The sequence below is a fragment of the Streptomyces sp. BBFR102 genome (genome assembly GCF_051397025.1).
Taxonomy (GTDB): Bacteria; Actinomycetota; Actinomycetes; order Streptomycetales; family Streptomycetaceae; genus Streptomyces.
In genome coordinates, this window is sequence record NZ_CP195757.1 from 5,626,947 (window position 1) to 5,653,575 (window position 26,629).

The window sequence follows — 26,629 nt, forward strand, 5'->3', positions numbered from 1 at the left end:
CTCCTTACTCAGATGCGACACTTGCACATCTGGTCAGTTGGGGTAGGGGCGGTTGCGTGGCTTGCGGATCTCGATGTCGTACGTCGACTCGTAGCGCCACACCCCGGTCGGCAGGTCGGCGTACTGGACCGGCCCCGTGGAGGTGGCCCAGTCCGTCTGCCGGCGCGGGGCGGACGCGAGGTCAACACGCGTGATGTGCCCGAGCCCCGGGTAGACCGTCTGGCTCAGCCAGGCGTCCCGCAGGACGACGCGGACGGCCTCGGAGAGGATCGCCGCATCCTGGTCACCGTCAGGGTCCTCGCAGAGGACGTTGATCCCCACGCGCGCCGCGTCGAGGAAGCGGGCGTCCCCTCCCCAGATCCCGAAGGAAGGGTCTCGGCGCGCGATGACGAGCGGGAAGGTCTGACCCTTCGCGATGAGCGACCGGACCTGAATGCCGGGCAGCCCCTTCCGGAGCACGGCGAGCATCAGGTCTTCGACGGGGGAGAGCTCGGCGAGAGCTCTGATCTCCGGAGGTAGGCCGGCCATCAGCCATCACCCCCGCTCTTCTTGCGCTTCTTCTGCTTGATCCGGACCGTCTTGGGGGTCCGTACCGCGCGCCGCTTCTTCGGCAGGTGGGACGCCTCTGTGAGGATGTAGAGGCCCTCCATGGCGCCGACCTCGTACTCCCTGACGACCTGGCCGGAGCTGTCGACCACCTCGACGTCGTAGCCCGCGCGACCGAACTCGATTGAGGCCGCCGAGTTGGCCTTGCCCTTGCCGGAGCCGGTGTTGTTCCGGTTGGTGTCCTCCAGGACCACGTAGCCGTCGATGTCGCCCTTGAGCATGTCGACCTTGGCGACGCCCTCGGCCCGGTGCTGGACCAGGAGAGCCTCGGCTCGGGCCGCGATCTCGAAGGTGCGCTCCCAGATCTCGCCCTGCACCTCATCGAGGGAGGCGATGACCTCGGACATCTTCTTGCCGTTGAGCCCCTTGTAGATCTCGGCCATCAGCTCGGCCTCTCCCGAATGTCGATCGACCAGTGCCGCGTCTTGCGCTCGCCGTGGTGGTAGGCCGGCGGCGTCACGATGTCCCAGACGGCACCGTGCACTTCGACGCGTGACCAGAGGGTCACGTCTTCGAGGTCGGCGGCGACGATCATGCGGGTGATGTTGATCTGCTGCTGACCGGGCACTTCAGCTCGGGCGGAACGCTGCGGGATCAGGGCGCAGCGCACTTCGTGCGGGCCGTCCGCGTCGGCGACGAGAACCTCGTTGCCTCGGCTGTCGGTCCGCAGCTCGCTCTTCCAGATCCGCGCGGCCACGCCGCGTCTGCGCTGCATGGAGCTCACCAGGGCTCCACCTCATCCCCGAAGAACGGGACGTCCTTGCCGGAGCCCGCCGGGACGAAGCCGGCCGGGAGGTCGTTGCCGCTGCGCCAGCTACGCCGGCTGCGGTAGCGGCGGATGTTGGAGTTCCAGGCGGTGACGCCTGCGGAGACCAGGCCGGCCCTGCGTCCACCGAGGTTGGCGAGCATGTCCTGCTCGTCCTTGGTGAAGTACACGGTCCCAGCGTCCTCGCCGGCATCATCGTTCCAGGCCAGCGTCTCGTCGCCCGCGCGGGACTGCGTGAAGCCTGAGGGGTTGTTCATGTACCGCTTGCACGCCTTCAGGACCATCGTCCGTACGAGGCGCGGGGCTGCGGTCACGGGCTCCCAGTCGCGCCCTGCGTAGGCGCGAGCAAGGTCTGATGCGTCTTCGAGGGAGGCGGTAGCGATGCGCTCCTCGTCAGCGTCGAGCGTCCAGTCGAGGCGGCCCTTCAGCTCGTCGAGTGTGGCGAAGTCCGCCAAGGTGATTCTCCTTCGCTCGCGGGGAGGGGCGGGGTTGCGCAGGTTGCACAGTCCCGCCCACACCCTCGGACGGTCAGCCCTCGGTGGCCTCGGCCTTGACTCCGGTGATGGCCGCGAGCTCCTGGGCGGCCTCGTTCGGGCCGTCCGGGTCGGGCAGGACGTCGGAGGCCGCGTCCAGGTCGAGGCGAATGCCGCGCACGAAGTGCTCGTGCTCGGAGATGAACGCCTGGCCGGTGGCCTCGTCCACGCCCATGAGCTGGTCCTGGACGGAGCGGAAGCCCTTGTAGGTGTTGACCACGTTGCGGTCGGTCAGGTACTGCGCGTCGTAGTCCTGGATGTAGCGGATCGCCACGCCGTTGTGAGAGGCGGTGCCACCCACAACGGACTGCGGGACGGTCGGGGCGCCGGTCGCGAAGATGAACGCGGAGCGGTGCAGCGCGAACGCGGCGTCGCTCGGGACCTCCTGCGAGACGACGATGTCGAAGCCGAAGCGCCGGCCGATGGAAGCCTCGCGCAGGGCGGAGACCGCCTCGGACTCGCCGACGTTGGAAGCCAGGTTCAGCTTCTCGTCGGACAGGAGCTCGACCTCCCAGTCGGTGCCGACCAGGAGTACGCGGCCCTCGGACGGGACGCGGAACTTGTTGAGGACGTCGCGGGCGCGGATCAGGGTCCGGCGCAGGTCGCGGCCGGTGACCGCACCGCCGAGGGTGACGGCGTAGTCCTGGCCGAGCAGGTGGTTGACGGCCTCGCGCTCCAGGCCGCGACCGATGGCCTCGGTCTGCTTGGTCATGAGCTTCGCCCAGCCGCCCAGGTCGAAGTCACGCTGCTCGTCGGTCAGCTTGACCGCCGAGTAGATGTTGCCGCCGAAGGAGACCGCGACGGTCTTCTCGGCGTAGTCGTCGAACTCGATCGCCTTACGGATGCCGCCATTCGGGTTGGGGCCGCCGATCTGGCCGGAACGCCAGTCGTAGGTCCGGAACGGCAGGACGCCCTCGACGACGACGTTGATGGTGTCGTTCGCGGCGCCCTTGTACGCGTCGATGCCCTCGCGCTGGAAGAGCGCGGGGACGACGAGGGCCTGCTCCAGGGCGACCGCCGCAGTCGCGGCGATCTTCTCCGGCTTGATGGGGGAGTGGGTCACGGGGTGTTACTCCTTCAGTAGAAGAGCGAGGCTCGTCGTGCGCAGGTTGCACACACGGCCAGGGGGTGATCAGTAGCGGGCTCGGCGGGCTGCCTGCGCCGCCTTGACCGGATCGAAGTCGTCCGAGTCCTCGTCGGGGTCGAGGCCGCCGGACAGGGACTCGGGCGGCGCGGGCGCGACGAGCTTCTGGAGCTCCTTCGCGTCCGCCTCCAGCTCCTCGGGAGTGGCGCCGGCCAGGCGCGTCGCGAGAGCGGCCGGAAGCTCGTACTTCGCGGCCACGGTGTTGAGCAGGATCGTCCGCTCCAGCGCCTCGTTCTGCGCCTTCAGCTCGGCGACCGCAGCCTCGAACTCCTCGGGGGTCTTGGCGTCGGCGAACCGAGCCTCGACCTCGCGGAGCTTCGTGCGGTAGTTGGCCGCCTCGGCGTTCGCCTCGGTGAGCTTCTTGCGCAGCACCTCCGGAGGAACGGCTTCCTCCGAGGGCTTCTCGTCCGTGGACTCCTCCGCCGGCTTCTCGCCATCGGGCTCGGTGCCCTCCGGGGGCGTCTCGACGGTCTCTTCCGTGGACTCGGTGGTCTCGGTGCTGGGGGTTTCCTGCTCGGGCACTGTCACGCCTCCTGGACGTTCGGGGTTTGTCGCCGAGCCTCCTGGGCTGCGGCCTTCTGTTCCTGCCGGATGAACCGGCGCCAGGCGGACACGGCCGCCTTGCCGGACAGGCCGCTCGTGACCTTGGGCCACAGCTCCTCGTACCGGCGGTTCAGCTCGTACAGAGGCGAGCTGCTGTACTGCTCGCGCGAGAACACGGGCTCCGCGTAGCAGTGGCAGTTGTCGTGGTACTTGTCGCCGTCCGCGTACTGGGCCGAGGCCGAGCTGCGGTAGACGGGACCACGAGAGATGAGCATCGCGCACCACCCGCAGGGGGTGCCGGAGCGCGAGAGTCTGATGTAGCCGATGGCTCGCTTGTCGCGACTGGCGTGGTTCCAGACGGCCGAACGTCCGCCGTTCATGGCGACGCGCTCGGCGGCTGCGGCCTGGCGTGCGCCGGCCTGCCGGTGGGCCTCGCCCCGGAGCTTGTCGACCTCGTCAGCGGTCCTGCCGCCATCGATCCTGTCGACCTTCCCCTGGAGGTTGTTCGGCCCGAGGGCCTCCAGTGCCGTGCGCAGCTCCTGCTCCGCTTCTCGCTCGATCAGCTCTTCCGCTTCCCGCAGACCCTCGATCTCCTCGACCCGGATACGGTCGAGCTCGTCTTCCAGCTCCCGGTCGGTCGGGGGTGAATCGTTGTCGGCTTCCACAGGCTCGCTGCTCGCGGCCGACGACGGGGTCTCTGGGGTGCTGGTGCCGGAGGGCTCTGAACGGCCCTCCTGGGGCTGCTCAGCGGATTCCCCCGCCAGCTCTGCGAACTCCCGGCGCAGCACATCGAGGGTGATGTACGTGGGCTCGGGGTGGTGCGGATCGGCTACCGTCGTCCCGGTCCGCAGCGCGCGGGCCAGGCGGTAGTACGCACGAGCCAGATCTCGGCTCATGCGGCGCCGGCTCATCACCATCGTGATGGCCCGGCGCAACCAGGAAGCGGAGGTGGACGCCCGAGCCGTAGCCGGGACGTCCCCCCACAGCGTCATCGCCTCCGCGATGGTGCCCGCCCCGATCTGGGTGAGCGCCGTCTGGAACGCGATTGCAGCGCGATCAGCCTCAGCCTGTCGGGCCGGGCTCGTCACGCGGCGATCACCCCCGGATCAGGGGCGGCCGGCTCGGGTGTGGCGCGAGTGAGGGCGGTCGCGAGCTGGCCTACGGAGTCGTCCTCCTCGGCCATCTGCTCCCAGTCCTCGTACTCGGTCTGCGTCACGCCAGGGACGCGCTTCCACAGACCGCGCTTCGGGATGCCGAGCTGGTCGGCGAGCTTGCCGAGAGCGTCAGCGGCCTGCGCCAGGGAGCGGGACTCCATGTCCCGCCACTGAACCTCGCCGGAGAAGTCGTCCGTCGCACCGATGTCGCCCTCCATCTCTGCGGCCAGCCGAAAGACGCGCTCCCAGGACTCGCCGAAGATGGAGCGGAACTCCGCGACCATGCGGGCCAGGGACTGCTCAGCGGCGAGGAGGGCCTCGGCGGAGAGGTTGGCGATCTGGCCAAGCAGGTGGTGGGGCGGGGTCTGCGAGACGGCCGCGAGGTGCCGGATGCTCATGTCCACGGACTCGATCAGCGGGGTGATCGGGCCAGCCGGCAGCGAGCCGAACTTCACGTCCGGGTCTTCCGCGAAGAGGAAGCGTCGGGCGTTGTGGTTGATGGACGCGGGGACCGGGTTGCCCTCGGAGTCGAGCCTGGGCCGGCTGTCGACCGCGAGGCTCACGTCGGTCGTGACGTTGCCGTTCTCGTCCAGCATCTCCATCTGCATGGGCGGAGCCATGCCGGTGGCGTACCGCACCTCGTGGGAGGTGTAGGTCTGCGCGACCAGGAGATCGAAGATGGTCTGGTTGATGCGGTCGCTGAGCGGGATCATCGGCTCGACGACGCCGATCGTGCGGCCTTCGAGGTCGACCTGAGCGGCGAACCGGGTGACCGGACACTCGCTCGCGCCGTGCAGCTTGCCGGCCGCGACGCGCACCGACTTGGGGTCGCTCTTCGACTTGAAGGTGACCGCGTACTCGCGCTTGCCGTCGAAGAGCCGGGCCTTACCGAGGCTCTCGCCTCGGGGCCAGGCCGTCACGGTCAGCGCGGCGTACGGGGTCTCGTCGTTCGCCGGGTCCTCATACAGGGCTGCGGTCCGCTTGGCGGACAGGCCCTTGGAGACGACGCCCTTCTTGGTCTTCTCCGTCAGAACGAAGGAGTGGCCGAAGCCGAGGGCGCCCCGGTAGATCGCGGCCTGCCTCGCGTCCATGCGCGAGCGCTGCCAGTGGTTCCAGGCCGGGCTCGTCGAGGACGAGGCGTTCGGCAGGCCGGAACCGGATGTGCCGGGCCGGAAGCCGTCCACGTACAGAGCCTGAGCCGGAGTCCCGACGAGGAGCGGCATCCAGTTGGACACCGCCCGCTTCGCGAGCAGCCGGTACTCGTCGTCCGCGTGAGGCGGCATGTACGGGTCGTCGTGCTTTCCGTGGATGTAGTCGTCGATCCGCTGAATGCGCTCTTCGTCGCGATCGAGGATGGCGAGGAGTTCCTTCGCCAGCGATGCTGGGCTGGTGTCGGCCATGCCTCACCACCTTTCTGTCACACTTGCACTACATGAAGTAGCCGCGACCGGTCCGCTTGCGGACCTTCTTGCCGCGAGCTCGGAGTTCGTTCAGGGCCTCGTGCGCGAGCATCAGCGCCGCGTAGGCATCGATCTTGCGCGGGGAGTCCTTCGACTCCTTGCCGAACGACAGCCCGTAGTTGTTCGTGCGCCGGCGAGCTGAGAGCACGTGCCGGCGCAGCGTCAGGTCTCCGTCGTGCGAGAGCTTCCCGTCGAAGATGGAGCGCATCAGGCGCTCGTGCGCCAGCGTCACCGTCTTCTGCGATGAGCGCATGTCCCAGCCGATCGCATCCTTGCCCGAGGGCGAGCGAACACCGAGCTGGTCGCCGTACGTCTCCGACCAGTCGGCGATGTACGACTCCCACAGGGCGACGTCAGCGAAGAACGCCCGGACCTCGAAGAGACGGAACGCCTCATGCACGGCCGAGTCGACCTCATGCCGAGGCACGGTCCAGTCCTTCGCGGCCTCGCCCTCTGGGTGCTCCCAGATGTTGAGCAGCACCGCGTGCATGTCGCGTACGCGAAGAGCCACCAGGGCTGTGCTGTCGGAGCTCTTGCCTCCGTCGAACCCGAGGACGATCTCGTCGCCAGGCTTCAAGCTCTTGCCGTCGTCCGCGAGCGGGTCCCACTGGGCCGGCCCGTAGATCGCGTCCTCTTCGGCCACGACCTGGTTCAGGTACATGCGCCTGGAGCGCGAGGCCGAGATCGTCAAGTTCATGACGGACTTGATGATCGTCTCGATCTTCAGCCAGGCGGCATCGCCCCGGATCTTGGGAAGCACGATCCGCAGCGCCTCGGGCGTGAGCGGGGTCTTGGGGTGCGCCTCGATCGAGTCGTAGAGCATCCCCACGTCGATCGCGCGGCCTTCGAGCACCTTGTTGTACGCCTCGCGCGTGCGCTCGGCCACGCTGTCCTCGCCAGGGAGGTAGGCGTTCGTGATCGCCAGGTACCGGGAGTCCATCTTGGTGGAGTTACCGTCGATGGTCTCGAACATCTTGTGGCCGCCATTGCTCGCGATCCAGTGATGCGTTTCATTGAGCAGGGTGAACGTCGTGCGCTTACCCTCGATCGCCCGGTACGAGCTGGTGACCGCCTGGAGCTTCTTGCGTCCCCGGTCGGCGCGGATGAGTTCGGCGCCGGCCTTGATGCCGTAGGTCTGCATGAGCTTCGGCCCCATCAGGATGGGCAGGTAGCCCATCGTGTTGGTGGTCTGCTCCTGGTTCACGGCCGTGACCTGCACCCACGCCTGCGGGTGGGCCTTCGCGACCGGGGCGCCGTTCTCGTCCCAGTGGGAGAAGCGCGACGGCCCGACAAACTCGACGAGCGAGATCACCGCGAGGAGAGGGTCCTTCCCCCAGCCCTTCAAGCGCTGGAGGACCCCGGTCCGGTAGATGAACTCGCCGTCCTTGTCGATGGCGTACCACCACAGGAGGAAGCGGAGCTGTTCCGTGGTGAACTTCCACGGGACGCGCTGCTCGTCGGTCGAGCCTTCGCCGTCCAGATACTCGGCGCACCAGCCGGCGATCTGCCACCCGAGCGTGAACTCGGGGAGCTTCCACCTGCCGAAGGCGTCCTTCTGCCAGGTAGGCCCGAGGTACTCAGGCTCCAGGGCGTCGATCTCTTCGGAAGTGAGCGGCGTAATGGCTGCCATTTCTCACCCCCGAAATCATGCCCTTCACCTGCGTATTGGCGCTCCAGGGGCAAGCTGCTGTATCGTCAGACGCCGGAAAGGAGAAGAAATCTTGGCGGGTGACAGCGTCAAAATTTCTTTTTCTGGAGTGAAGATGAATGCTGAATACTGGGCGATCGTCGGTGCGGTCTCAATGGCCGCGCTGGTGGTGTTCGAGCGAGTCCTCGACCGGATTCCACCGATCGCCAAGAAAGCCGTCGTGGCTGTCCGGTCCATCCGTGCTGTAGCGGATGAGTTCAGGAAGAAGCGCGAATGACCTACCGTCTGCCCCTGCCTTGTGGTGGGGGCAGACGGCGTTCAGAGCCCGAGATCCTTCTTGTAGTCCGCGATGGCGACCACGGCGGCAGAGTCCTGCTCGGGTACGGGCTCGGTCAGTTCGATGCGCACACGGCGCCGGTCGCCCTCGGCGACAAGGAGTCGCTCGAAGGCGGAGTAGATGGTCTGGAGCATCTGGCCCGACCGCTTGCCGGACTTCTTGTAGTACGACAAGTCCTCGCACAGCGAGTAGGCGAACGCCCAGTCACTGTTCTGGTAAAAGTCGGCCTGGCCGGATGTCTTGAGCGAGTCCCACAGTCGCCGGGCGATGGGGTGCCAGTCGCGATCCGCCGCAGGGATCTTGACCGCCTTCATCTCGCCCTTGGTGATGGGCCGCTCTTCGCCCCCCTTGCGCGACCGAGGTCGGGCGAGGTCTTCAGAGCGATTCGGAACTGGTCCACGGGCTCCCATGGTCCTCACCCCCTCGTCGCGATCCCGAACAGCAAGGGCCGCGCCGGGCGTAATGCCGGGCGCGGCCATGCCGAGACGGGGACCTTCTTTTTTGCCGGCCTACGCCGGAACGGTCAGACCGCGCCGCCACTCACGAAATGGGCGACGAGCCAGGCGAGGAACATGACCAGGACGGCGCGTCGCGCCTGCGTGGTCTTCGTCTTCTCCTGGCCCTGCGAGGTGTGGAAGATTTTCCAGACCTGCTCGGACAGGGTGTCGCCCTTGGCCTTGCGCTTGAGGGCGATCCCCTCGATGACGAGGAAGGCGCCACCCCACGCGAGCCAGGCCCACTCGAACCCGCTCACCGAGGGCCGGCGAGCGGGCAGCCGGCACATGGGCCGGGGCAACCAGTACAGAGCAAGGGCGCACCTCCTTGAAACGAGTTCCGGGCGTTGTGCGCGCGGCCCGGTATGCGCGTGGTCCGAGTTGGTTCTGCCGGTCGGGGACCATGACCGCCACCTCGTACCGCGCGCTCACCCGAGTTCGGGCCGGAACGCGCGGAAGTCTCGGGCCCCAGGGGGTAGCGGTCCTGGGGCCGGCGCCTCGCCCGAGGAGAGGAGGGCTCGGGGGCGCTCGCGCTCTACAGGCAGGGAGGGCCTGGAGCGCGGGTCTCAGAGGAGGCCGGGATGCTGCTCGCTGCGCTGGAACTTCTTCTGGATCGCGCGACGCTTGGCGGCCTGGGCCGCCGCACCCTCCCGGCTGCTCTTCTGCTTGTGGTGCCAGGCGCACAGGGATGTCAGGTTCGACAGCCTGTGATCGTCGCCCGGCACGATGTGGTCCACGTCGGTTGCGGACGAGTCGCAGCGTTCACCCGCTTGTGTCAGCGCGGTGCACTGCCCTCCGTCTCGCCGCAGGACCCGGAGCCGGATCTTGGGCCAGTCCTTCGGTAGGCGCGAGCGCCTGTCGGAACCTTGCCAGTTCGGCAACCGGATCACCCCCGACGTGGAAGCTGATCCCCTCGGTGACGTCCTACCTGAACAGGTAGCTGCTCGCTCACTGTCAACCCGAGGGGAAGTGCTTGTGCTTGCGGCAAGTCGTAAGGAGCTTCGTCAAGCGAGGCCCGACAGGGCCTCCAGCCTGCAACTCCGCTCTTCGTACTTACCCTTGTACTTACTGATACGGAGCCCGGGGGGAGGAAGTTTCCATCATTCCGATGTGGTCGTGGTCACACTTACACAGAGACTTCGAGGCTTTGGGCTGGGCCGCCTGGCGGCGGCCGTCCGGCCTTGAGCGCAACGGCGAAGGGGTGAGTGGAGCGCTACCGATGGGGCGCCCGCAGGGCGCAACGGAGCAGAGCCGGCAAATTCCCTGGGGGCGCTGCCGCGCCCCGCAATTCAGAGCCGGCAAGCGCGCTTGCCGCTTACGCTGGGGCCATGACCTCTGACGATGACCTCGCCTTCGCGCTCCAGATCGCGGGCGCCGAGCTGGCTACTGAGCCCGCGCCCCCCGACTCCCCGCTCGGTCTGCTGCGTCTCTTCGCCGCCGCCAATCCTGGGCTGGAGCTGGGGCCCGAGCACATCCGTGACGCCATCGCTGGCACCCTGCCGAAGATCTGACCCTTCATGACGCGGAGCCCCAAGGCGAGCGGGGCGGATTACAATTCGCGGCATGTTGACCCTGGCCAAGACCTGGTATGAAGACGGCTCCTTCTGGCAGTTCACCATCACGTCGATTGTGGCGCTGGCTGTTGGCGCTCTGGGCGCCTTCGCCACCATACGAGCCTCGAACCCCAGGCGACGGCTCAGCTACAGCACGCTCGTGAACGCGTCCCTGTTCGTCGCTTCCCACAGCCAAGCGGGAGCACTTACAGTCAGGCATCTCGGCACTCCAGTGAGTCGCCCTCGTGTCGTGGAGCTGGAGTTGCGGAACTCTGGCCGCCTCGCCATCACTGCGGCGCAATTCCACGACGGCCAACCGCTGCAAGTAGCCCTCGGCGGCACTGTGGTCGGAGTGCTCGATATCAAGACGAGCCCCTCGTCAACGGTCGCCCCCTCGGTGGACATACACCCGGAAGCGCCGCAGAAGATCTCCATCCCTCCCTTCCTGCTGGCTCGAAAGCAGGCGGTCCGGATGACGCTACTGATCGATGGACCAAAGGCTGACGTGAAGGTTCAGGCGCCACTGATCGATGTTGTTGTCCGCGAGGATGTCGCAGTGGATCAGATGACAGTCGCCCTCGCGACGCAGAGGTTGGTCGTAGGCATGGCTGCCGGCGGAGCCGTGCTTCCCGTGATGTACCTGCTCTTCCGGTAGCAAGAGCCGCTCCGCAATACGACCTTGAAACCGTGGCAAGATCCCGGCCGGTAAGACACGGCGGTGCGCGAAACCGCGCTCCGGGGGTCACCCCCCACCCCCCGCCCGGCCGTGCTACCCTCGCGCGCCCTCCTGCGTCGCGCTCTCGCGGCTTCCCCTCAGCGGGACGGGCGAACGGGCCAGTGACCGGCCAGCGGGCCCGCAGAGGGGCGCTCAGGGGCCCGCGATCAGGGCTCTGACCTGCACGACTTGCGTCGAGCGTGCAAGTGTGCCAATGTTCTGCCTGTCGCCACCACGGGACGCACCGCAGGCCGCAAGGCAGGCACCGCGAACCAGGTAGGCGACACTTGCACAGATGGTCCAGCTCCTGTAGGGTTGAGCCCAGCAAGGCAGTACGGCGGGTGAGTGAACCGGGATGTCGAAGGTCCGGGGAACGGTTACCGAGTGGCGAACAGCGGCTCACCTGCGGATGTGCAAGCCGAGCGAAGCGCAAGTTGCACGGCCCGGGGAAACCCGGTAAAGTACAGCCCAGCAAGACAGCACGACACGCAACACGGACAGACTTGAACGACGCTCTCCCGGCCCCCGCAAGGGATGTCGCACCACCTCCCCGGAGGTGGGTGGGAGAGTAGGCAGGGCACAGGCCCCCCGGACGGGAGAGCCTGGTAGGAGCGGGTATCCGCTCCAGTGATCCAGGCAGGAACGCGAGGCTGAGGTCGAACCCCTGGGGTACAGCCACCAAACGACGCTCGTTCGATCGAGCAGCCGTGTTCAGGCCGTACGCTTCGGAGAGGGATGCCACGATCCGGAGGGCTACGAACGCTGCCAGTGCCAGTAGGTGACCAGGGCTCACCGTTCAATCCGAACGGACCGGGAAGCGGAAATGCCGAACGGGCCGGGGGAGCGAATGGTGACAGGATGTGCGACCTGCCGAAACGCACACGATGAACGACCCGCACGTAGTGCGGGGGGGAGGGCCCTTCCGGGTCCTCCCGCAAAGCTCCCCCGGACGGGACCGACGCAGTCGGTAGACGTAGCCGCAAAGGCCACGGGGAGTACCGAGTCGCCGACGCCGTCGGCACGACTCTTCGCACACGATGTGCAAGTGTAGCCACGCATGAGGGGGAGCGGCATGGCCGGAACGACGATCCGCACCGAGATCCACATCAGGTGCAAGGGGTGTCCGGAAGCCTTCAAGGTCACCGACGAGGGTGTCATCAAGGTCTACGACGCCGAGTACGGCGAGATGGACTGGCTGACCGGCGCCACGCTGGCCGACTACGTCGCCGACCCCACGTGCTCCAACTGCTTCGGCATCTTCAACTTCGAGACCGGGAGGGTCACCCGATGATCTGCGGCATCTGCTCCAAGCCCGCCACCCACTACTTCGCCACCGCCAGAGGCAACCAGGGGCGCTGCCAGCGCCATGCCGACCAGTTCGGCTACCCGGAGTACCTGGTGGAGCTCACCCCGCCGAAGCCCGCTCTCCGTCAGCCCGGGTACGTCATCCAGTTCTGGGATGGTAGCGGCGAGGGCGACGCCGTTGCCGAGGTCTGGCCCTTCCCGGAGGAGCTCGCCGAGTGGTGGGTGCAGAACATCAGCGGCTGTGACAGCTTCTCCGCCGAGCGGCTGGTCGAGGACGCCGCGTACCGCCCCTACGAGCCGCACCTCATGGAGACGGCGGGCGTCCAGGTCGAGGTCACCCGCGTGACGCTCCTGACGCTGGCCTGACCGTGTAAGTGTGACAAGGTGAAACGCTCTCCGGAGCGTCCGGCCGAGATGGGTTCTCGGCCGCTGACGAGCCAGCCTGCTCGAATCGAAGGAGTCCCCATGGTCAGCCTCAACAAGACCGAACAGTCCATCGCCGTTGGCAGGATGCGCGCTCGCATCGGACGCGAGCTCCGCAAGAACAACCTCGTCGCTCTTTCGCTGGAGTTCGCCGAGCGTCAGTACCGAGCGGACGTCAAGCGGTTCGAGGCGCACAAGGCCCAGGTTCTGGGCCGATGAAGACACTCCTCGCTGGACTCGCCGGCCTGGGGGTGGGGTGTGCCCTGACCTTGGTCATCGCCGCCACGCCGCAGGCCCCGGCCCACCCTCCGGCGGACTCGGTGGCCACCTTCAATGACGGGTGGCGCGACTCGAAGCAAGACGACTGCGACCAGGGATTCGTCCCGGCCTGCGAACGGACGGACGGTGAGTGATGGCGATCATGCGGAAGTTCAGCACCCGCGCCACGGACGAGAAGGGCGGCCTGACGCTCGGAGAGCTGAGGAAGCTCCTGGAGGCGGCCGGTGATGACGCACCCGATGACGCCCAGGTACGGGTGAGGACGGGGTGGAAGTCGCAGGTAACGCAGATCGAGATCGGATGAAGGCGAAACGCCCTCCGGGGCGTCCGGTCGGCTGGTAGCCGTCCGCTGATGAGCCAGCCTGCTCGAACCGAAGGAGTCCAGCGTGACCACTGTCATGACGCCCATCACCGTGCACCTGGTCCAGCCGTGGGAGTACGCCCTCGCCCTCGGGGTCGCCCGGCACGACAGTGAGCGCATCGCGGCCATGACGTCCGACCCGAACGAGATGCCGGATGACGCTCGCTACTACATGACCGACGACTTCAGGTCGGGGTTCGGGGTCACCTCGGATGGGACGCTGATCGGTCTCTTCTCCACGGAGAAGGGGCGGGGGGAGTCCCTGACGTGGGACGCCGTGATGCACAAGGGGGCCCGGAAGCTGGACTGCTTCGACGGCTTCCTGCCCGGCTACTACAAGCGGTTCGGGTTCGTCGAGACGGAGCGGGTCCCGAACTGGACGCCGGGCGAGCCCGACGTGGTGTTCATGACCCTCTGACCGATTGTGCAACCTGCGCAAGCGTGATTCTGTGACTACCCCAGGGAGGGGCGAAGGTGACCGCGAAGGAACTGCGCGAGGCGCTCAAGTCGGGCAAGCAGATCGTCGGGGCGGTGCGCCCGGCGCTCGGCCGGGAGATGGAGTGGAGCCCTCGCCAGAAGGGCGACCCGCTGCCCTGGATCGAGAAGGGCCAGGTGCACGAGTGGGCGAGGTACCGCAGCCGGGAGGTCGCGGCGCGGGACTGAAGGCGAAACGCCCTTCGGGGCGTCCGGCCGGGCGGGTCCCGGTCGCTGATGAGCCAACCGAGGAGACAGCGTGCACGAATACGCCACCCCGAAGTACAGCACCGAGGAGCTGGCCGAGCTCCTGGCGGAGCTGGAGGAGCATGAGCGGCGAGAGGTGCTCAGAAGGGCCGACGAGATCGCGGCCTCCTACTACGAGTGAACAGGCGAAACCCCTTCGGGGGTCTGGCGGGGTGGTTCCCCGTCACTGATGAGCCAGCCAACACGTACTGACCCATTCATGCCGAAGCCGAAAGGCCAACATGCAGATCACCAAGCACGTCAACCCGTTACTCGATCGTCGCGGATATCGAGACGCGAGTAGCTGGGAGGTCGAGTTCTTCAGGAGGTAGCGCCTGAGCCTCGATTGCACCACTCCATGCGAAACACCTCGCCGGCTGGATGGGTGAGGTGTCGGCCCAGGGCGGTACTTGGGTCCTGATGAGCAGCCCGGGGGAGAGGTCGCGCCCACGCCAAGTCGAAACGCCGGGAGGCGTCGGGACGGGATGGCTCCCGTCTCCTGAAGATGACAGCCAAGTGTGAAAGTGGGACAGTAAAGATGACCAAGGTTCCGAGCAACGTGGTTCGCTGCCTCGTCGACAACGGCCCGATCCTCTACACGGCGATCGGTCACCCTTACCAGTGCGCCATCTGCGGTGGAGGCGTGAAGGGGCAGCGCCCCGAGGGGTACTGGACGGAGTCCTACGGCTACCTGGTGGAGGTCCAGAACGACGAGGGCGCCGAGCTCGACACCGACGAGGAGCTCTCGGAGCTGAGCGGTGCCCTGCGAGTAGTCGCCAACGTCCTCGGCGACGGCATGACGGCGAGCGGGGTGGGTGGCCACTTCACCTGCACCGAGGCGGACGACCTGGCCCAGTCCCTGATGGTCGGCGGCCACAAGCACGAGGCGATGGCCTTCCTGGAGGGGCACGCGGAGGGCGACGACGAGGGCGACGAGCACGGCTCGATCGAGGACTACGAGGCGTACGTCCTGGAGCTGGCCGGTCTGCCGGTCCCCGAGCTGGTCGAGGAGCCCGAGCCCGAGGCCCTCTCGGTCGAGGTGCGCACGGTCTCGATCGTGTCGAACGCCGACACCGTGACGGTCGAGGAGTTGATCGACCTGCTTGGCCTGTGACGGCGAAACCCCTCCGGGGGTCGGGCGGGCTGGCATCCCGCTCCTGACGAGCCTGCCGAACCGAATGGAGAACCGCAGTGACCCCGAAGTTCCGCATCCACGACGGTCAGATCCGCGACTCGAAGCGCAAGGACAGGGCCACGACCCTGGCTCGCCGCGAGATCCGCCAGCAGAAGTACGAGAGCAACGAGCCCGCCGTCCGCATCTCCATCAACGCCTGACAACCACACCGACTCAAGGGGCATGACAGTGGTCACCGAGAGAATCCTCGCAGCCATCACTGACCAGAACGTCCAGGACATCATGGACATCGGGTCCGAGGGGGGTATCACCTACTGGGCCATCGAGCCGACCGACGCGGAGTTCGCCAGCCTGCCCAAGGCGAAGACGTACACCATCGTCGAAGGTTGCTACGACCCCTTCTTCGGGGGGGCGCGCGAGGTCGAGGCGGTCCACCACCTGAGCAAGGGCCAGATCCGGGTGGCGTACGCCAGGCTGCTCGACCTTGACCAGCAGTTCGTGAACCGCGAGTACCACGGGTACATCCTCCAGTCCTGGATCGACCGGGACGACAAGAGCGGCATCGACACCGCGCACATCGACGCCGGTACGGCGGACGCCATCATCCAGCTCGCGGCGCTCGGAGAGATCCGCTACGGCTGAACGTGCAACCTGCGCAGACGTGATACTGTCGCCACATCAAGGCGAAAGCCCCTCTGGGGGCTCGGGGGGAGTGGATCTCCTCTCCTGATGAGCCAACCACTGTGAAGGTGTGACAGAGATGATCGAGTACACGACGCACGAGGTCGAGACCGAGACCGGTAAGTACTACGTCCGCATCCTGGCGGCCGAGCGCAAGACCTACACCACCGAGGGTGGCCCGGGTGAAGACCTGATCCCGCGAGTCCAGCTCTCCACCGACCCCAAGTTCGGGGATGACCTCACCCTGGATCACGTCAAGGTGCGCGGCCGGAAGTACGCGATCGAGGAGTACCTGACCTACAACCGCACGCGCAAGACCTGGCACTTCGAGTCCAGCTACCGAGGCTCGTTCCGCAGCGCCCCGCAGGGCAAGAAGGTCGACTTCCGAGCGAAGACCTGGGACGTCCTCCGGGTCTACGTCGAGGAGGCCCTGGCCGAGTTCGCGAAGCAGTACCCCGACTTCGAGCGCGAGAGCATCGCCCAGCTCTTCCAGTACAAGGTCTCGCACCACCAGAGCAAGGCCGAGTCCCTGCGCCGGGAGGCCCGAGGCCGGGACGCCCAGGCCGACGAGTGGCAGGCCCGCCTCGACGAAATGGGGAAGTGACGTGAACGCTCTCGAAGTCCGGTACCAGCTCTACGCCTTCCTCTCCGGCCTCGCCCGGCCGGCCTCGATCGTCTCGGCCGAGCTGATTCCCCCGACCCCCGGCGAGCCCGTGGAGATCAAGGTCGTGACGAAGGACCCGATGGGCGACGAGCGCTTCTACAGCGTGAGCGTCCGCGAGGAGTAGGAGACAAGGCGAAACCCCTTCGGGGGTCGGCCGGAGTGGATCTCCGGCCCTGATGAGCCAACCACCGACGAAAGCGGGCACCCACATGGGACGGATGAAGGACATCGTGATCGACCTCATGGACTACGAGGCCGGGCTCCTGAGCAGTGACGACAGCCTCGACCTGTTCGCCACGCTGATCAGGTCGGGCATGGCCTGGACCCTCCAGGGCAGCTACGGCCACACCGCCCAGACCCTGATCGACAGGGGGCTGATCGACAAGGAGGGTGACATCACCCCGCTCGTGCTGGAGGTGGATTGGCTGTGACCCTGCCTCGGCAGTTGAGCGCGCGAGTCGATCAGGAGCTGGCCCGCAACCTCACCGACCTGGCCCCGACCGGCCTGAGCTACAGCGAGATCGTCAAGCAGTCGGTCGCCCTGTTCGCCCTGGTCTACCGGACCGCTGTCCAGAACGCCGTCGCCGAGCCGGACGAGGTGCCCGAGCTGACCGCGTTTCAGTACAAGCTCCCCCCGAAGTGGACACCACCCCCGCCGCGTACCGGCGCCCTTTCTCTCCCCCCGAAGCGAGGAACCTCCAGTGAAGAAGCCCCTGATCGTCGCCTCTCTGGTCACCGTCCTGCTGGGACTCCAGGTGTGGAGCTCCCCGGCCTCAGCCTCGCCGGCCGTCAACCCGCAGCCGGTGGCACACGTGTCGACGCCCAGCCTCCCCGGCAAGCCGTGCCGAGACGATGACTCCAACTCCCGCAACTGCTTCTGGGACGCGGGCAAGCGAGGCAACGGCAAGGGCCACTCGTACTGGGTCGACCGCGCCGGGGCGGTGACGTACCTGAACCCCAAGCTCAACGACCCGGTCAAGCGGAAGGCGTGGGAGCGCAAGAACAAGGCGCTCAAGCACGTGTTCTGGGGTGAGGTCTTCGGGCACCGCCTGTGCTGGGCGAAGGTCGGCAACACCTCGTACGTCTACTGCTTCGACGGCTACAAGACCACGAGCTGACGTGCAAGTGTGACGAAACCCCTTCGGGGGTCCGGGGACGGGTGGCTCCCGCCCCGCTGATGAGTCAAGCCGAAACCCCAAGAGGTGAACCCATGACCGAGCAGAACCCCAAGGCCGCCATGATCCGCGCGCTCCTCGCGAAGGCTGAGGACCCTGCCGCCCACCCGAAGGAGGCGCAGGCGTACTTCGCCAAGGCCGCCGCCCTCATGGCCAAGTACGGCATCGAGCAGGCCATGCTCGCCGACGCCGAGCCGAGCACCGACGAGCTCGACATGCGGGAGTTCAAGATCGAGGGCAAGTACGTCGCCGACCGGTCGAACCTCCTCTTCGCGATCAGCCACGCGCTCGGCGCGCAGAACGTCTTTTGGGGGCTGACGGACTGGGACACCGGGAAGCGCTACCGCCGGGTGCGCGTCTACGCCCACGCCTCGACGCTCGCCCGCATCGAAGTCCTCTTCGCCACGCTCCAGCTCCAGGCCACGAACGGCATGAAGCACATACGCCCGCAGTACGGGCAGTCGACCACGAGCTACCGCAAGAGCTGGCTCGCCGGGTTCGCCAGCGCAGTGCGTCAGCGCCTGCAACTGGCCGAGGAGTCGGCAGCCCAGGAGGCCGAGCGGTCCGGGTCGACCGGGGCCGAGCTGGTGCTCGTCAAGCGCGAGCAGGCCGTCGAGGCGTACTTCAAGAGCAAGCACCCCAAGGTGAAGACCGCCCCCAAGCGTCGCCTGACCGGCACCGGGTGGCGCGACGGCGTGAAGGCCGGAGCGCGTGCGGACCTCGGCAGCAAGCGGGTCGGCGGATCGCGTGCGGCCCTCGCTCGATGACGACAAGGCGAAACCCCTTCGGGGGTCGGCGTGGAGTGGTAGCCCACGCCCTGATGAGCCAGACCACAAGCAGAGGAGCACCACAGTGGGCGAGAAGCGCTACAACCTGGGCAAGTCCGAGGTCGCCGGTCTCGGCAAGCTGTACGCGGCGGGAGGACAGGCCCTGAAGCGGGGCGAGCTCGGCCTGGACAACAAGGAGTACACGGTGTTCGCGAGGCTGGCCTGGTTCGGCCTGGCGAAGCGCGAGGAAGAGCAGCGCTGGTCGATCACCCGGCTGGGCATCGACTTCGTCGAGGGCATTGCCCGAGTGCAGCGCACCGCGATTACCCGCGACCGAGAGTTCGCCGGCCTGTCCGGCGAGCTGGTCCGTGCGTACGACGTCAACGACAGCTTCTACTTCGAGGGGGTGCCCGCCTGATGGCGCGAGAGCGAGACGGCTGGGAGTACACCAAGGACGGCCCGCGCTGGGCGCCGACCGTGGAGATACAGATGGCCGCGATCCTGGGCGGGCTGTACGGCCAGGAGTACGAGGACGCACGGGAGGAGCTCGAAGACCTGGTGCGCGCAGCGAATCGTGAGTCCGAGGAGAAGCTGCGGGCGTGGGCCAAGAAGATCTCGGCGGCGGCCGGTCCGATCGGCGCCTCGATCTCGGTCTGCATCAACAAGGGTGCGGACATGATCGCGCCCAACTACCGCAAGGAGCCCGACAGTGAGTGAACGCGTAAAGCTCGGCATGGTGGATGTGGACTCCGGCACGGTGTTCGTGGGGGACCCCTGCTACACCATCACCGGAGACGCGAGCCACCACATCAAGACCTGGTCCGAGTGGTGCGGCAAGCTCCCCTGGGACCAGAAGAACTACGACGTCGTCGAGCCGGCCGGTTCGGGCGTCGGCCTGAGCGTCCCGACCATGTACGGGGACGGTTCCTACCCGGTGTACGCGGAGATCGTGCGAGGCCGGGTGGCCCGCGTCACCATCGACTTCGACCCCGAGTACGAGGAGGACGACGAGGATGAGTGACCAACTGATCGTCGGCCTGTCCGGCTACTCGCGGTCCGGGAAGAATTCGGCGGCCGAGGCCCTGGTGCAGTACGGCTGGAAGCAGGCAGCCTTCGCCGACAAGCTCCGCGAGTTCCTCCTCGCCGTCGACCCCGTGATCCCTGGCCCGTACGGCTCCGGCCTCCTGCGCTTGAGCGCCCTGATCAAGGACGTCGGGTGGGAGTACGCGAAGGACCACTACCCTGAAGTGCGGGCCCTGCTTCAGCGTACGGGGACGGAAGCCGGCCGAAAGCTGCTCGGCCCCAACGTGTGGGTCGACGCGTTCCTCGCGCAGCACACTGACACCCCCGCCCTGGTGGTCACGGACTGTCGCTTCCCCAGCGAGGCGCAGGCCATCGCCGACCGTGGGGGCGTACTGATCCGGGTGAGAAGGCCCGGCGTGGGCCCGGCGAAGGACAAGATGGGGCGGGTCCACGAGAGCGAGGTCGCCCTCGACGGGTGGGCCTTCGACCACACGCTGATCAACGACGGCTCGGTGCGGGATCTGCACCTGAAGCTGTATGGCGTGGCTGACCTTGTGCAACTGTCGCAAGGAGTGTAAGTTGAGCATCGTCATCGAGAGGGGAATTCAGTAGTGAGTATCAAGCGCGACATCCGAGCGCTGGCCAAGAAGTTTTGCGACGCGGAGAGCTACCGCATCCGCCACCTCGACCGCTTCCTCGGTGAGGACGGCCGGGTTGCGCCGGGCAAGATCAGCGAGCACAACCGGGCCTACATCGACGCGTCGCACGATGCCCGCTCCGACCTCGGCAGTCTGATCGCCGAGCTGGAGCGGCTCGCCGGCCCCGAGCTGACGATCGGGAGCGCGGTCCTCGTGCCGGCGGACGCCACCACCGCGAGCGGCGGTTTCGTCCTCTTCGACGGCGAGGTGACGGCCGAGGTCGTCGGTGAGGAGGACGAGGATGGTGACGTCCCCGTCGAGGCGGGGGGCCTCCGCCAATACGTCGACGCGTGCCAGCTCAAGTTCGCTGAGTAGTGGTGCAAGTGTGACCAGCCGAAACCCCTGGAAGGGGGTCGTCACCGGGTCTCGCCGGTGGCCTGATGAGGCAGAGAGGAATCGCGCGATGCGTGACGTAGGCGAGGAGCTCGGCGAGGAGCTGGGTCTGGCCGTGGGTGACACGGTCGAGATGATCACCGATGACTGGAGCGGCGCGGTCGCCAGCAAGGGGGAGCTGGGGGAGATCCGGAGCTTCACGAAGGATGTGGGCGAGATCTACATACGGGTCTGCTTCCGTAACGGAACGTACGACTACCCCTTCCCGCTGTTGGCGAACGAGGTCCGGAAGCGGGGCGACGCGTGAGGCTGACGCCGAGGGCTCACGAGATCAAGAGGGTCGTCGACATCCTCGAAGACCCCACCTTCGACACCCCCGAGCAGCTCGCGAAGGCGGTGATCAAGGAGGTCGCCGAGGTCGTACAGATGCGGGACCTCTTCGCGATGGTCCACACCTGGGCGGACGGCAGTAAGGGCCTCAACTTCGGCCCCTTCGGCTCGTCCGCCGAGGCGGAAGCCTTCGCCAGGAGGATGGCCTTCGGGGGGACCGGTCGGCTGGTGCCACTGACGTCCTCCGGGGCGATGCTCGCCAACCACGACGGCAAGACCTCGTGGCCCGGTTACTGCTGGGACGAGGCGTGTGGCCACGCCCCCTGGATGCACGCGCTCGACGGTGCGAGTCGAGGCAAGTGCCAACTGGACTCGTGCGGGTGCACGAAGTTCGTCAAGGACGACCCGACCAAGGCCAAGAGGAAGCCGGCCGCCAAGCGCGGCACGGCCAAGGCCATCAACGAGCTCTGAGGAGTAAGCAAGTGAACATGAACGACTGGCAGCCCTGCACCTGCGGGCAGAAGCGAGACTTCATGACCCGCCAGAACGCGGAGAAGGCGCTCGGGAGGGCGCAGGCCAAGCGGACCCGCCGAGCGGGGCAGTCGAGGCGCGGCCTGCGTATCGAGCACAGGACGTACCAGTGCGGCGAGGGCGGCTGGCACCTGACCGCCCAGTCGCGCTCCTCCTACGAGGGCCTGATGTGCAAGTGACGCATGAGCCGATCGCGGTGGTCTACGGCTACCACCAGAAGCGCATGTTCCCGGAGGTCAAGCCCGAGAACGTCATCCCCTTCCGCCTGCTCCACCTCCTGAAGGGGCGAAGGCCCTCGGTCATCTACCGCGTCGGCCTCGGCAGGTCGGCTGCCGCCTGGCGGATGCTCGCCGAGCTGGAAGACCTGGCCTGGGCGACCGGCGTCGAGATCATCCATGAACGTCAACTCCGAGAGGTGGAAGACAGCTTCGAAGGGGGGTGCCGCCAGTGAGTCAGAGTCCCGTCGTCGGCGTCGAGTGGAGGCGTGCGAAGTGGACGCCCGCTGAGCGAGAGCGACTGGCTCGCATCCTGCTCGGGCCGCCGGCCAAGAAGAAGTGATGTAGCTACACGTCCACATGGCGCCTGCGCCCCCCGGGTCATGCGACTTGGGGGGCTTTGCGCGTTTCTGTGTAAGTGAAACAAGAGGAGGGATCATGCGTACCAAGACGCTGCCGCGCAAGACCAAGAAACTGCGGGTGGCCATCTACCTGCGCGTGTCCACGGCCAAGCAACTCGACGGCTACGGCCTTGACGTGCAGGAGGAGCGCTGCCGAGCCTGGATTGACTACCAGCTCAAGGGCACGCCTCACGCCATCGTGGATGTCTACTGCGACGGGGGAGTGTCAGGCAAACTTGCACACCGAGACGACCTCGACCGCCTCACCGCCGACATCGAGCTTGGGCTGATCGACGTCGTCGTCTTCGCGAAGCTCGACCGCATCGGCCGCACGATGAAGAACATCCATCGCTGGGTCTACGACGTCACCGACTTCGGCGTGCGGGTCGCCACCGGCGACGGCCGCATTGACTCCGACGATCAGATGTTCGGCATTCAGCTCTCCCTCCTGGCGTACATGGCCGAGGTTGAGCACGCCCTGATTCTGGAGCGGACGATGGGCGGGCGCATACAGAAGATCGCCGGAGGAGGCTGGGCGTCGGGCACCCCGCCGTACGGCTACATGCTTGACGATGAGGGCGAACCCGTCGTCAACCCCGATGAGCAGAAGGTGATCTTCAAGGCTGCCGAGCTTCTCATCGACCAGAAGATGGCGCGGGGTGAGGCCGCCGCCGCTCTGAACGAGGCCAGCTTCCGCACCCGGACCGGCAAGTTCTGGGAAGGCAACAACCTCATCCTCCGCCTCCGCCTGGCCGTGCGCGGGTATGTCGACTTCAGCTTCTCGGGCATGAACGAGGACGGCGAGGAGATCACCACCACCTACCGCGTCGAGCTGCCGCCTCTCTTTGAGGACGAGGAGCGCCGCAAGGCCCTGGAAGGGGCCCTGGAGGGCATGAAGGGCAATCCCCGGACCAACTACTCCAGCCACCTGCTTTCGGGTCACCTGTTCAGCCTCTGCGGCTCCTCCCGGTACGGCGCCAATCGGCCGGAGCGCAACGACCACATCTACCGGTGCTCCAATCACGCCACGGCGGCCGAGGGGCACACCTGCAAGCAGATCGATGGCGTCGAGACAGAGGCGATCGTCTGGGGTGAGGTTGAGAAGCTCCTCACCGACCCCGAGGCGATCAAGGGGCTCATCGATGAGTGGCTGGGAAGCATCCCCGAGCGGGCTGACTCCTACCGGGCCCGGATGAAGGAGATCGACGAGAAGCTCCTCCGCCTGCGTAACGCCCGGCGTAAGAAGATCGCGGCCCTGGTCGCCTCCCTCGATGCGGACGACGAGGAGGACCAGGCGCTCCTGGAAGAGCTGAAGGAGGAGATCGCGAAGAAGGAGAAGGAGCTGCGGGAGGAGCAGGAGCGCATTGCTGAGTGGCTGGAGGAGGCCGAGCACAAGGAGGAGCGGGCTGATGACCTCCGCTCGATCATCGACCGCGTCGGTGTCAACATGAAGGAGCTGACGAAGGCGGACAAGAAGGGGGTGCTTGAGCTCCTGCGTATCCGCGTCGACATCGTCGGCCCCTCCGCATCCGGCCAGAAGGGCGGGACCAAGGACCCGATGCTGGAGTGGCATCGCGAGAGCGGGGCCAAGATCCCGCTCGCCGTCTCCGACGAGCAGTGGGCCCGCATTGAGAGCATCCTGGCGGGAGGGCGCAAGCCGAAGCGTGAAGATCGGCCGTGCTTCGAGATGCTGCTGGAGAAGCTGCGGGAGAAGAAGGGGTGGCACGACTACGACCACGATGAGCGGGTGGGCGGCAAGGGCTGGGGTTTCCTCTACCGCGTCGGTCGCCGCTGGTTTACGGAGGGCGCGTACGCCGCCGCCTTGGAGGCGATGGGGCCGTACGACGGGGTGCAGGCGCCGGATGGCTACACTCTGCCTCCCATGAAGATTTACGGGGCGTTTGACGACCAGGTGGAGGATGTCTTGAATACCGAGGACGCGACAGTGAAACCTGAAGCGGGTCGGCGTACTGCTTCCACGAAGGGGATCACTGCCCAGGGCCCGGCAACGGCCGGGTCCGCCAGTGAGACCGGTGCGGACGCCTCCGCCCCGGCGGGAAGGTGACGGCCATGAACGACACACAGCACAGCACGACCCCGCAGTCCCTCGAAGGGGCCGTCGTCGCGGTCGCCGGCGCGGCCGGTCCGGCCGGCCGGGCCACCCTGCTGCGCCTGGCCGAGGCCGGCGCCACCGTGATCGGCGCCGACGCCGACGTCGAGCGCCTCGCCGAGGCAGTGGACGCCGCCCGCTACGCCCACGGCGGCGCCACCGTCATCGGCGAGACCATCGACCTCCTCGACCTGCACGCCACCCAGGACTGGGCCGCCCGGGTCCAGAAGGACTTCGGCCGGATCGACGGCCTCGTCCACCTGGTCGGCGGCTGGCGCGGCGGCGCGGACCTCACCGACAGCGCGCTCCAGGACTGGGACCTGCTGGAGAAGCTCCTCATCCGCACCGTCCAGAACACCTCGCTGGCCTTCCGCCCCGCCCTGGAGCGCAGCGACCGCGGCCGCTACCTGCTGATCAGCGCCGCCGGCGCCAGCAAGCCGACCGCGGGCAACGCCGCGTACGCCGCCGCCAAGGCAGCCGCCGAGGCGTGGACGCTCGCCCTCGGCGACGCCTTCCGCAAGGCCGGGGGTGACGACGGCCCGCGCGCGGCGGCTGCGATCCTGGTGGTCAAGGCGTTGGTCCACGACGCGATGCGCGCCGAGCGCCCCAACGCGAAGTTCGCGGGCTTCACCGACGTCACCGAGCTGGCCCAGGCCATCACCGAGACGTGGGGACGCCCGACCAGGGAAGTGAACGGAAACCGTCTGTGGCTGACCGAGAAGCCGTGAACCCGCCCCGCACCGACGCGAGGCGCCGCCACGATCCGCAGGTCCGCGGATTCGCCAGCGACAACTACGCCGGGGCCCACCCCGAGGTCATGGCGGCCCTCGCCCTGGCCAACGGCGGGCACCAGGTGGCCTACGGAGAGGACGACTACACCGAGCACCTCCAGCAGATCGTCCGCAGCCACTTCGGCGGCTCGGCGCAGGCGTTCCCCGTCTTCAACGGCACCGGCGCCAACGTGGTCGCCCTCCAGGCGCTGACCGACCGCTGGGGTGCGGTGATCTGCGCCGAGAGCGCCCACATCAACGTCGACGAGTGCGGGGCGCCCGAGCGGGTCGGCGGGCTGAAGCTGCTCACCGTCCCCACCCCGCACGGCAAGCTCACCCCCGAGCTGATCGACCGCGAGGCGTACGGCTGGGACGACGAGCACCGGGCCATGCCGCAGGTCGTCTCGATCGCCCAGAACACCGAACTGGGCACGGTCTACACGCCCGCCGAGATCCGCGCGATCTGCGACCACGCCCACGAGCGCGGCATGAAGGTCCACCTCGACGGTGCCCGGATAGCCAATGCCGCGGCCTCCCTCGACGTCCCCATGCGCGCCTTCGCCAACGCGGCCGGCGTCGACGTGCTCTCGTACGGCGGGACCAAGAACGGCATGCTCTTCGGCGAGGCGGTGATCGTCCTCGACCCGGACACCGCCCGCCACATGAAGCACCTGCGAAAGCTGTCGATGCAGCTCGCCTCGAAGATGCGGTTCGTCTCGGTGCAGCTGGAGGCGATGCTCGCCAAGGACCTCTGGCTGCGCAACGCCCGGCACGCCAACGCCATGGCCCGCCGCCTCGCCGAGGCCGTGGAGACCGTCGACGGTGTGGAGATCGTCCACCCGGTGCAGGCCAACGCCGTCTTCGCCCGGCTCCCGCACGACGTCGGCGAACGCCTCCAGAAGCGCTTCCGGTTCTACTTCTGGGACGAACCGGCGGGCGAGGTCCGCTGGATGTGCTCCTTCGACACCCAGGAGAAGGACGTCGACGCCTTCGCCGCCGCCCTCCGCGAGGAGATGGGCCGCTGACCCCGGCACACCGCTAGGTCTCATAGGCATGCGGCCACCCGTCAAGGCATTGCCTGCGGGTGGCCGCGGGCTACGTCCCCGTCATGTCGTCCAGCATCGCGCAGACCTGGAACTCGCCCGCCTGTCCGGCTTCCGACGAGGTCGTCGACCACCGGAGTCCCACCGTCCGCCGCCTGGCTCAGACCCTGGGTGCCGACCGGTTGCCCGCGCATGAGTATGCGCAAGCCGCCTTCACGTACGTACGCGACCGGGTCGACACTCCGACGACGCCGGTGATCCCCCGCGTCACCGGCATCTGCCACGCCAAGGCACACACCCTCTGGGCCCTGCTGCGCGCCGGAGCCGCCCCGGCCGGTCTTTGCTGCCAGCGGCTGCGCCGGAGCGACGAGGAACAGCGATGGTCGTCCACGGGCTGGTCGCCGTCGCCCCGCCCGGCGGCGACGGCTGGCACCGGCAGGACCCGGGCGGGGGCGAACCCGGCCGCGCCCCCCGCTGCTCCCTCACCGCCGAACGCCTGGCGTGGCCGGTGCGCCCCGGACTCGGCGAGGCAGACCTGCCTGGCGTCCACACCACCGCCACCCTCGGGTGCGCGCGCCGCCCTGCGGGCCGCTCGGGACCGGGTGGAGCTGAGCGGGCTGCTCCCGGCCGGCCCTCGCTGACCGGCGGCGGAACGCCGGACGGGCGCCCCCGTGCCAGGAGGCGCCCGTCCGGCGAGGAGGCCGACGCGACG

General features: G+C 67.6%; 43 protein-coding genes and 9 other RNA genes. 40 read left to right on the forward strand and 12 right to left on the reverse strand.

The window, feature by feature from the left end; all coding sequences use genetic code 11:
• Positions 1–33: 33 nt before the first annotated feature.
• The 9 genes from ACSLIC_RS24850 to ACSLIC_RS24890 all read right to left on the reverse strand — a co-directional run bounded on the left by ACSLIC_RS24850 (position 34) and on the right by ACSLIC_RS24890 (position 7,836).
• Entirely contained in the window at positions 34–528 is a 495-nt protein-coding gene (locus ACSLIC_RS24850) for a hypothetical protein (protein WP_436739928.1), read from the reverse strand.
• On the reverse strand, positions 528–989 hold the full coding sequence (locus ACSLIC_RS24855) for a DUF5403 family protein (protein ID WP_436739929.1): 462 nt from the start codon (positions 987–989) through the stop codon (positions 528–530). Before ACSLIC_RS24855 ends, ACSLIC_RS24850 begins: the two co-directional genes overlap by 1 nt.
• On the reverse strand, positions 989–1,321 hold the full coding sequence (locus ACSLIC_RS24860) for a phage head-tail adapter protein (RefSeq protein WP_436740474.1): 333 nt from the start codon (positions 1,319–1,321) through the stop codon (positions 989–991). The genes ACSLIC_RS24855 and ACSLIC_RS24860 overlap by 1 nt, the downstream gene beginning before the upstream one ends.
• Before the next feature lie 5 nt (positions 1,322–1,326).
• Positions 1,327–1,827 (reverse strand): hypothetical protein, encoded by a 501-nt coding sequence (locus tag ACSLIC_RS24865; protein WP_436739930.1) that lies wholly within the window; start codon positions 1,825–1,827, stop codon positions 1,327–1,329.
• A 73-nt stretch (positions 1,828–1,900) separates the two neighbouring features.
• The gene (locus ACSLIC_RS24870) at positions 1,901–2,968 is read right to left on the reverse strand and encodes a hypothetical protein (protein WP_436739931.1); all 1,068 of its coding nucleotides are present in this window, start codon (positions 2,966–2,968) and stop codon (positions 1,901–1,903) included.
• 69 nt (positions 2,969–3,037) lie between these two features.
• Complete coding sequence (locus ACSLIC_RS24875; protein ID WP_436739932.1) at positions 3,038–3,571, reverse strand: hypothetical protein; 534 nt, start codon at positions 3,569–3,571, stop codon at positions 3,038–3,040.
• A gap of 2 nt (positions 3,572–3,573) precedes the next feature.
• Entirely contained in the window at positions 3,574–4,680 is a 1,107-nt protein-coding gene (locus ACSLIC_RS24880) for a hypothetical protein (protein ID WP_436739933.1), read from the reverse strand.
• Positions 4,677–6,146 carry a phage portal protein gene (locus ACSLIC_RS24885; protein ID WP_436739934.1) on the reverse strand — a complete coding sequence of 490 codons (1,470 nt, stop codon included), beginning with the start codon at positions 6,144–6,146 and terminating at the stop codon, positions 4,677–4,679. Before ACSLIC_RS24885 ends, ACSLIC_RS24880 begins: the two co-directional genes overlap by 4 nt.
• Positions 6,147–6,174: 28 nt before the next feature.
• Positions 6,175–7,836 carry a terminase gene (locus tag ACSLIC_RS24890; RefSeq protein WP_436739935.1) on the reverse strand — a complete coding sequence of 554 codons (1,662 nt, stop codon included), beginning with the start codon at positions 7,834–7,836 and terminating at the stop codon, positions 6,175–6,177.
• A 91-nt stretch (positions 7,837–7,927) separates the two neighbouring features.
• Here ACSLIC_RS24890 and ACSLIC_RS24895 point away from each other — a divergent pair, with 91 nt between their 5' ends.
• Positions 7,928–8,131, forward strand: coding sequence for a hypothetical protein (locus ACSLIC_RS24895; protein WP_436739936.1), 204 nt, complete (start codon positions 7,928–7,930; stop codon positions 8,129–8,131).
• 41 nt (positions 8,132–8,172) lie between these two features.
• Here ACSLIC_RS24895 and ACSLIC_RS24900 read toward each other — a convergent pair whose 3' ends face one another.
• From ACSLIC_RS24900 to ACSLIC_RS24910, 3 genes are all read right to left on the reverse strand, one after another.
• Entirely contained in the window at positions 8,173–8,670 is a 498-nt protein-coding gene (locus ACSLIC_RS24900; protein ID WP_436739937.1) for a hypothetical protein, read from the reverse strand.
• A 44-nt stretch (positions 8,671–8,714) separates the two neighbouring features.
• On the reverse strand, positions 8,715–8,945 hold the full coding sequence (locus tag ACSLIC_RS24905) for a hypothetical protein (protein ID WP_436739938.1): 231 nt from the start codon (positions 8,943–8,945) through the stop codon (positions 8,715–8,717).
• 306 nt (positions 8,946–9,251) lie between these two features.
• The gene (locus ACSLIC_RS24910) at positions 9,252–9,422 is read right to left on the reverse strand and encodes a hypothetical protein (protein ID WP_436739939.1); all 171 of its coding nucleotides are present in this window, start codon (positions 9,420–9,422) and stop codon (positions 9,252–9,254) included.
• A 591-nt stretch (positions 9,423–10,013) separates the two neighbouring features.
• Between ACSLIC_RS24910 and ACSLIC_RS24915 the strand changes: the two genes are divergently transcribed.
• The 39 genes from ACSLIC_RS24915 to ACSLIC_RS25105 all read left to right on the forward strand — a co-directional run bounded on the left by ACSLIC_RS24915 (position 10,014) and on the right by ACSLIC_RS25105 (position 26,558).
• Positions 10,014–10,196: a hypothetical protein gene (locus tag ACSLIC_RS24915; RefSeq protein WP_436739940.1), complete on the forward strand. Its 183-nt coding sequence runs from the start codon at positions 10,014–10,016 to the stop codon at positions 10,194–10,196.
• 52 nt (positions 10,197–10,248) lie between these two features.
• Entirely contained in the window at positions 10,249–10,893 is a 645-nt protein-coding gene (locus ACSLIC_RS24920) for a hypothetical protein (protein WP_436739941.1), read from the forward strand.
• 1,132 nt (positions 10,894–12,025) lie between these two features.
• Complete coding sequence (locus ACSLIC_RS24925; protein WP_436739942.1) at positions 12,026–12,244, forward strand: hypothetical protein; 219 nt, start codon at positions 12,026–12,028, stop codon at positions 12,242–12,244.
• Positions 12,241–12,624, forward strand: coding sequence for a hypothetical protein (locus ACSLIC_RS24930; RefSeq protein WP_436739943.1), 384 nt, complete (start codon positions 12,241–12,243; stop codon positions 12,622–12,624). The genes ACSLIC_RS24925 and ACSLIC_RS24930 overlap by 4 nt, the downstream gene beginning before the upstream one ends.
• 16 nt (positions 12,625–12,640) lie before the next feature.
• An RNA gene (locus ACSLIC_RS24935) (hammerhead ribozyme type II) lies at positions 12,641–12,705 on the forward strand.
• Between the two features lie 18 nt (positions 12,706–12,723).
• Positions 12,724–12,900, forward strand: coding sequence for a hypothetical protein (locus tag ACSLIC_RS24940; RefSeq protein ID WP_436739944.1), 177 nt, complete (start codon positions 12,724–12,726; stop codon positions 12,898–12,900).
• Between the two features lie 193 nt (positions 12,901–13,093).
• The gene (locus ACSLIC_RS24945) at positions 13,094–13,264 is read left to right on the forward strand and encodes a hypothetical protein (protein ID WP_436739945.1); all 171 of its coding nucleotides are present in this window, start codon (positions 13,094–13,096) and stop codon (positions 13,262–13,264) included.
• Positions 13,265–13,327: hammerhead ribozyme type II (locus tag ACSLIC_RS24950), an RNA gene on the forward strand.
• 19 nt (positions 13,328–13,346) lie between these two features.
• Positions 13,347–13,739, forward strand: coding sequence for a hypothetical protein (locus ACSLIC_RS24955; RefSeq protein ID WP_436739946.1), 393 nt, complete (start codon positions 13,347–13,349; stop codon positions 13,737–13,739).
• 56 nt (positions 13,740–13,795) lie between these two features.
• The gene (locus ACSLIC_RS24960; RefSeq protein WP_436739947.1) at positions 13,796–13,984 is read left to right on the forward strand and encodes a hypothetical protein; all 189 of its coding nucleotides are present in this window, start codon (positions 13,796–13,798) and stop codon (positions 13,982–13,984) included.
• An RNA gene (locus tag ACSLIC_RS24965) (hammerhead ribozyme type II) lies at positions 13,985–14,047 on the forward strand.
• 7 nt (positions 14,048–14,054) lie between these two features.
• Positions 14,055–14,183, forward strand: coding sequence for a hypothetical protein (locus ACSLIC_RS24970; RefSeq protein ID WP_436739948.1), 129 nt, complete (start codon positions 14,055–14,057; stop codon positions 14,181–14,183).
• Positions 14,184–14,185: 2 nt separating this feature from the next.
• An RNA gene (locus ACSLIC_RS24975) (hammerhead ribozyme type II) lies at positions 14,186–14,246 on the forward strand.
• A gap of 153 nt (positions 14,247–14,399) precedes the next feature.
• Positions 14,400–14,475: hammerhead ribozyme type II (locus tag ACSLIC_RS24980), an RNA gene on the forward strand.
• Between the two features lie 21 nt (positions 14,476–14,496).
• Positions 14,497–14,559: hammerhead ribozyme type II (locus ACSLIC_RS24985), an RNA gene on the forward strand.
• 20 nt (positions 14,560–14,579) lie between these two features.
• Positions 14,580–15,155 carry a hypothetical protein gene (locus ACSLIC_RS24990; RefSeq protein WP_436739949.1) on the forward strand — a complete coding sequence of 192 codons (576 nt, stop codon included), beginning with the start codon at positions 14,580–14,582 and terminating at the stop codon, positions 15,153–15,155.
• Positions 15,156–15,232: 77 nt separating this feature from the next.
• Positions 15,233–15,376 carry a hypothetical protein gene (locus ACSLIC_RS24995; protein WP_436739950.1) on the forward strand — a complete coding sequence of 48 codons (144 nt, stop codon included), beginning with the start codon at positions 15,233–15,235 and terminating at the stop codon, positions 15,374–15,376.
• 22 nt (positions 15,377–15,398) lie between these two features.
• Complete coding sequence (locus ACSLIC_RS25000) at positions 15,399–15,818, forward strand: hypothetical protein (protein WP_436739951.1); 420 nt, start codon at positions 15,399–15,401, stop codon at positions 15,816–15,818.
• A gap of 118 nt (positions 15,819–15,936) precedes the next feature.
• Positions 15,937–16,461, forward strand: a complete 525-nt coding sequence (locus ACSLIC_RS25005; protein ID WP_436739952.1) for a hypothetical protein — start codon at positions 15,937–15,939, stop codon at positions 16,459–16,461.
• A 1-nt stretch (position 16,462) separates the two neighbouring features.
• Complete coding sequence (locus ACSLIC_RS25010) at positions 16,463–16,645, forward strand: hypothetical protein (protein WP_436739953.1); 183 nt, start codon at positions 16,463–16,465, stop codon at positions 16,643–16,645.
• A gap of 6 nt (positions 16,646–16,651) precedes the next feature.
• An RNA gene (locus ACSLIC_RS25015) (hammerhead ribozyme type II) lies at positions 16,652–16,712 on the forward strand.
• Positions 16,713–16,739: 27 nt separating this feature from the next.
• A complete protein-coding gene (locus ACSLIC_RS25020; RefSeq protein ID WP_436739954.1) occupies positions 16,740–16,952 on the forward strand; it encodes a DUF7417 domain-containing protein in 213 nt (70 codons plus the stop codon).
• A 270-nt stretch (positions 16,953–17,222) separates the two neighbouring features.
• A complete protein-coding gene (locus ACSLIC_RS25025) occupies positions 17,223–17,639 on the forward strand; it encodes a hypothetical protein (RefSeq protein WP_436739955.1) in 417 nt (138 codons plus the stop codon).
• A 92-nt stretch (positions 17,640–17,731) separates the two neighbouring features.
• A complete protein-coding gene (locus ACSLIC_RS25030; RefSeq protein WP_436739956.1) occupies positions 17,732–18,463 on the forward strand; it encodes a DUF2786 domain-containing protein in 732 nt (243 codons plus the stop codon).
• 5 nt (positions 18,464–18,468) lie between these two features.
• Positions 18,469–18,531, forward strand: an RNA gene (locus ACSLIC_RS25035) — hammerhead ribozyme type II.
• Between the two features lie 17 nt (positions 18,532–18,548).
• Positions 18,549–18,881 carry a hypothetical protein gene (locus tag ACSLIC_RS25040; RefSeq protein WP_436739957.1) on the forward strand — a complete coding sequence of 111 codons (333 nt, stop codon included), beginning with the start codon at positions 18,549–18,551 and terminating at the stop codon, positions 18,879–18,881.
• Positions 18,881–19,180: a hypothetical protein gene (locus tag ACSLIC_RS25045; protein WP_436739958.1), complete on the forward strand. Its 300-nt coding sequence runs from the start codon at positions 18,881–18,883 to the stop codon at positions 19,178–19,180. The genes ACSLIC_RS25040 and ACSLIC_RS25045 overlap by 1 nt, the downstream gene beginning before the upstream one ends.
• Positions 19,173–19,484, forward strand: a complete 312-nt coding sequence (locus tag ACSLIC_RS25050) for a hypothetical protein (RefSeq protein WP_436739959.1) — start codon at positions 19,173–19,175, stop codon at positions 19,482–19,484. The genes ACSLIC_RS25045 and ACSLIC_RS25050 overlap by 8 nt, the downstream gene beginning before the upstream one ends.
• Complete coding sequence (locus ACSLIC_RS25055; RefSeq protein WP_436739960.1) at positions 19,477–20,064, forward strand: hypothetical protein; 588 nt, start codon at positions 19,477–19,479, stop codon at positions 20,062–20,064. Before ACSLIC_RS25050 ends, ACSLIC_RS25055 begins: the two co-directional genes overlap by 8 nt.
• 33 nt (positions 20,065–20,097) lie before the next feature.
• Complete coding sequence (locus tag ACSLIC_RS25060; protein WP_436739961.1) at positions 20,098–20,499, forward strand: hypothetical protein; 402 nt, start codon at positions 20,098–20,100, stop codon at positions 20,497–20,499.
• A 16-nt stretch (positions 20,500–20,515) separates the two neighbouring features.
• Positions 20,516–20,579: hammerhead ribozyme type II (locus ACSLIC_RS25065), an RNA gene on the forward strand.
• 8 nt (positions 20,580–20,587) lie between these two features.
• Positions 20,588–20,824 carry a hypothetical protein gene (locus tag ACSLIC_RS25070; RefSeq protein ID WP_436739962.1) on the forward strand — a complete coding sequence of 79 codons (237 nt, stop codon included), beginning with the start codon at positions 20,588–20,590 and terminating at the stop codon, positions 20,822–20,824.
• On the forward strand, positions 20,821–21,318 hold the full coding sequence (locus ACSLIC_RS25075; RefSeq protein ID WP_436739963.1) for a hypothetical protein: 498 nt from the start codon (positions 20,821–20,823) through the stop codon (positions 21,316–21,318). The genes ACSLIC_RS25070 and ACSLIC_RS25075 overlap by 4 nt, the downstream gene beginning before the upstream one ends.
• A 17-nt stretch (positions 21,319–21,335) precedes the next feature.
• Positions 21,336–21,557: a hypothetical protein gene (locus ACSLIC_RS25080; RefSeq protein ID WP_436740475.1), complete on the forward strand. Its 222-nt coding sequence runs from the start codon at positions 21,336–21,338 to the stop codon at positions 21,555–21,557.
• Positions 21,554–21,829 (forward strand): hypothetical protein, encoded by a 276-nt coding sequence (locus tag ACSLIC_RS25085; RefSeq protein ID WP_436739964.1) that lies wholly within the window; start codon positions 21,554–21,556, stop codon positions 21,827–21,829. Before ACSLIC_RS25080 ends, ACSLIC_RS25085 begins: the two co-directional genes overlap by 4 nt.
• 202 nt (positions 21,830–22,031) lie before the next feature.
• Positions 22,032–24,059 (forward strand): recombinase family protein, encoded by a 2,028-nt coding sequence (locus tag ACSLIC_RS25090; protein WP_436739965.1) that lies wholly within the window; start codon positions 22,032–22,034, stop codon positions 24,057–24,059.
• 5 nt (positions 24,060–24,064) lie between these two features.
• A complete protein-coding gene (locus ACSLIC_RS25095; RefSeq protein ID WP_436739966.1) occupies positions 24,065–24,832 on the forward strand; it encodes an SDR family NAD(P)-dependent oxidoreductase in 768 nt (255 codons plus the stop codon).
• Positions 24,829–25,899 carry a threonine aldolase family protein gene (locus ACSLIC_RS25100; RefSeq protein WP_436740476.1) on the forward strand — a complete coding sequence of 357 codons (1,071 nt, stop codon included), beginning with the start codon at positions 24,829–24,831 and terminating at the stop codon, positions 25,897–25,899. The genes ACSLIC_RS25095 and ACSLIC_RS25100 overlap by 4 nt, the downstream gene beginning before the upstream one ends.
• 83 nt (positions 25,900–25,982) lie before the next feature.
• On the forward strand, positions 25,983–26,558 hold the full coding sequence (locus ACSLIC_RS25105) for a hypothetical protein (RefSeq protein ID WP_436739967.1): 576 nt from the start codon (positions 25,983–25,985) through the stop codon (positions 26,556–26,558).
• Positions 26,559–26,629: the final 71 nt, after the last annotated feature.